General features: G+C 58.1%; 5 protein-coding genes. 3 read left to right on the forward strand and 2 right to left on the reverse strand.

The window, feature by feature from the left end; all coding sequences use genetic code 11:
- The coding region (locus tag BG842_RS15575; RefSeq protein ID WP_069451459.1) for an RNase H family protein at positions 1-429 on the reverse strand (429 nt) is incomplete at its 3' end.
- Between the two features lie 380 nt (positions 430-809).
- Between BG842_RS15575 and BG842_RS15580 the strand changes: the two genes are divergently transcribed.
- Entirely contained in the window at positions 810-1079 is a 270-nt protein-coding gene (locus BG842_RS15580) for a hypothetical protein (RefSeq protein WP_069451456.1), read from the forward strand.
- A 239-nt stretch (positions 1080-1318) separates the two neighbouring features.
- On the opposite strand, the gene BG842_RS15585 is transcribed toward BG842_RS15580, so the two are convergent.
- The gene (locus BG842_RS15585) at positions 1319-1579 is read right to left on the reverse strand and encodes a hypothetical protein (RefSeq protein ID WP_069451457.1); all 261 of its coding nucleotides are present in this window, start codon (positions 1577-1579) and stop codon (positions 1319-1321) included.
- Positions 1580-1951: 372 nt separating this feature from the next.
- On the opposite strand from BG842_RS15585, the gene BG842_RS15590 reads away from it, so the two are divergent.
- Complete coding sequence (locus BG842_RS15590) at positions 1952-2869, forward strand: hypothetical protein (RefSeq protein WP_139136142.1); 918 nt, start codon at positions 1952-1954, stop codon at positions 2867-2869.
- A 327-nt stretch (positions 2870-3196) separates the two neighbouring features.
- Positions 3197-3543: NADPH-dependent F420 reductase (locus BG842_RS15595; RefSeq protein ID WP_175424172.1), on the forward strand; the 347-nt coding region annotated here is incomplete at its 3' end.

The raw sequence follows: 3543 nt of genomic DNA on the forward strand, positions 1-3543 counted from the left end.
CTCGTAGCGAACCAACAGTTCGGAGAGTCCGAGTTGGAGGGCGATGTACTCGGCGGTGTTGTTCCCCGTCTTGGAGCCAACGGGTCGGCCGAGACGGGCGAGCTCCTCCCCGGCAGCATCCATGATGACGGCACCCGCACCTGCGGGGCCGGGGTTGCCGCGTGAACTACCGTCAACGTAGAGGATGAGTGTGTCGCTCGTCGGCTCGGGGGCGGATGGCCGGGCGAGACCCGACGCCAGCAAGCTTTCGAGCGCGCGACGCAACTCGGACGGGGTGGTTGCGGGGTCGAATAGACCGCCATAGCCGGGGACAGCGTCGTTGATGGCGTCGGTGGCTGCCGCCATCTCGTAGCCGACGCCTGCGAGTACCCCGTCGACGAGCGTGGCGAGCGGCGAGAGATGTTCGGCCGGGAGGCGATTGTCGGTCACGGTACTTTCCCCTTCGAACGTCGGTTCCGGGCCCTCATATTCTCGTTCTCTGATGATCTCGTTGGCCGGTCTCACACTGCATATAGGTTCTCGGTGGTCAAGCGGGATAACCGCTTCAGGTGCACCCGTGGTGGACCGGTTTGAATCAGTCGGCTCCTTGGGTTCGTAGCGGCTGATACAAACGACCTGCTGAATACACCTTTTGCATTCAGCACGACTCGTGAAACCGATAACGTCCGGGGGTTTCGGCAAGACCGTATAGTTATCTGTTCACTGGAATTTTCCGTCGAAGTAGGAAGGGAATTCGAATTAGAGAGGGTCCGAAACACATCATAATTCACCACTAGCTTGATACACGCTTCCAACCAATCTAACTAGCGATGAGCCTAATCACTGCGATTGGAATATTCATCGTCGGATTTCTCTCAGGGACAGTGACGCGATGGTTCGCGGGGATCGCAGCGATCATCGCACTCATTTTGGTCTTCATCGGCGGTGTCGCACCTGATCCCATTCTATCGTTGGTGAATCACGTCATCCAGCAGTATTACGTGGGGAATGAACTACTGTTCCTCTCGGGGTTCCTCTTCGGCATCGACGCGAAAAAGACGAAGAAAGTCGTCGTCGAACGGAGTGCCTCGGGAAGCTAACCCTGGAGTTCATCGTTCATGCGAGCGCCGAGAGGGGATGAGAAACGTCGTGAGACGGAGAAACATCCGCTGGAGTGGGTGAGTGGGCTCTTTTCTCCCATCGTTCGACCGATCTGGGTTCCGTCACGTACCGAGTTCGTCACGGAGGGTTCCGTTCTCTATGAATCTTGGTGTAGGAATCATCGATGAACAGTATACTGGCAAGATAACGCCCATGCACACTGCCGCATCAATGACGTCTAGAGAGCACTCTCATTCCGTTCCCCCTTAACAGGGGTATCAACGATATGTGGAATGGCGTCCGGCGTTTCGACGATGCGTTCGTTCTGCTCTCGGGCATATCGCTCCCAGGACCGAAGATACGCATCTGATTCTCCGAGTTCGACGTTCACTTGGACGGCTACTTCGTGTTGGGGTTCGCCATAGAGCCACTGTTCATCACGCCTGGACGACGACTGCTCGTGTTGCGCTTTGCCATACCAAGTTTCGATTGTCTGCATTATGTTACCCCCAATCAATGACCACCATCGTTATTATCAACCAACAATGATTTTCTGGTCTTCATACACAGTACGCTTTCTCAGATGATAAATTAGGGTGTAGGAAGGATAGCACTTGAGCAGTCTGTTGACGGTTAAATGTGCGTAGGGTGGACCCGGGCGAATCGAGTTGGCGCCGGTCGTAAATCCGGTTCGAATCACAGGATTGAAATATCGGGATTGCCCAGCAGTGGCTGAATGCTCCCGCTTTCCCGTCGCGCCCTCCTCACGACAATCGCCACTGGGTGCGCTGGCAGCGTCGCTGGGTGTAACACCCTCTCCCACGATTCCCCTCGAGCCGCGATGCAGTCTGGCGGATTAGGCGGACTTCCGATGTACGTCGCAGACGGCGTTCCCCTCCCGGAGGGAACCGATCCGGTCACCGTCAAGGATCCCACCGCTGGTCGTATAGCGCTATTCCCGACCGCCCTCTCGGACATGGAGAAACCGCGCTCCGCGCTGGAAGGTTCGACTCCGGTAGCCGTCGTCGGCCGCGACGCACAGGGAACCCTCATGGACCTCTGTGCGGCCGACGGTCGTTCGTACGGCTTCGCTAGCGACAGCTGGGGCCCAGAGACACGCGTCGCCGCTGCCGTCCCACTGGGAGACAGTCTCGTCACGCACCTGTTCGAGGGCCACGAGATTCCGCGTGGGCTCCCGCAGGTACTCGATAGAATCCTGAATCCGCCGAGAGTCGGGTGCACCGTCAACGCGGACCTGCCGACCATCCCGGACGGGTTCGACGAACGGGCGAGGGCGCTCGGTTCATCCTTCGTCCACGGTCGCAACGACGTGGCTAGCTTCGTACGCCGAGATACTGTCCGGACGGCCTCGACCGGAGATCGGACAGCGCTCGTGCTCGGTATCAGCGGGACGATTTACGCCGGCAGTGAAGTGGGAGGCGACAGCCAGTATACCGCCGATCAGGTTCAACTTGTTGCGTCGTTCGACAATCACCTGCGCGCGACCGCTCCACCAGGAAGCGAAGCCGAGAATCTCGTGGTCCGGCGTGATGCGGACATGGCCGACGACGCTGTCGAACACCGGTTCACACCAACGAGCGACCAGACGCGTCGGAAGTTCACGGCCTGCCAGCACTCGCTCGTGACCGCGTCGGAGCTGCCCGACCCGTTCTCGTACACGGCCAACGGTCGGTTCAGGTGGCGCAACCCGCGATTCATCCGCGAGGACGACCGCTGGTACCACCACACGCCAGGCCGTGCTGTGTGGTATCCCAATGGCGGCCGGTGACGATAGCAGTGGATCTTGTTCACACGCGGAAAACGTGTTCCTGTTATTCAGACCGACGAGTACCCATTAGAGTACTGTTCACGCTGTTGTCCTGTTTTTTCCGGCGTCTTCTTGTCAACATTAATCCTGTACATCGCTGAGCACGAGATCGCTATCGGTGGCCTCGTAGACTTCGGTGTCAATGACGTCGTCCTCGCGGTTAGCGTTCTGTATGCATCCACCGGCAAGATCATTGGCAGTGGATATTCTGAGATACTAAACAGCTCAAAATTGCCGATAGCACGCCCTGAAAGGCGGATTTAATATCGAATCGAACCTACCTCTGGTATGTCGAACACTCGAATCGGTGTTCTTGGCAGTGGGGACGTGGGGAAAGCACTCGGTCGCGGATTCGCCCAACACGGGTGGGACGTTCTACTCGGGACACGGAGCCCTGAAGATCTCCGTGACTGGCAGGATGAAATCGATGAGACAGTCGCTGTCGGCTCGTTTTCGGATGCCGCATCGTATGGCGATACTGCAGTCCTCGCCGTCTTCGGTGGCGCTGCAGAGGACGTCTGTAATCTCGCTGGCCCGGAGAATTTCGATCGAACGCTCGTTCTCGATACGACCAACCCGCTCGATTTCTCTGCAGGAATGCCGCCAGGCCTCCTGTTCGGTGGCACGGACTCTCT

This window comes from Haladaptatus sp. W1 (assembly GCF_001723155.1).
In the GTDB taxonomy this organism is placed as follows: Archaea; Halobacteriota; Halobacteria; order Halobacteriales; family Haladaptataceae; genus Haladaptatus; species Haladaptatus paucihalophilus.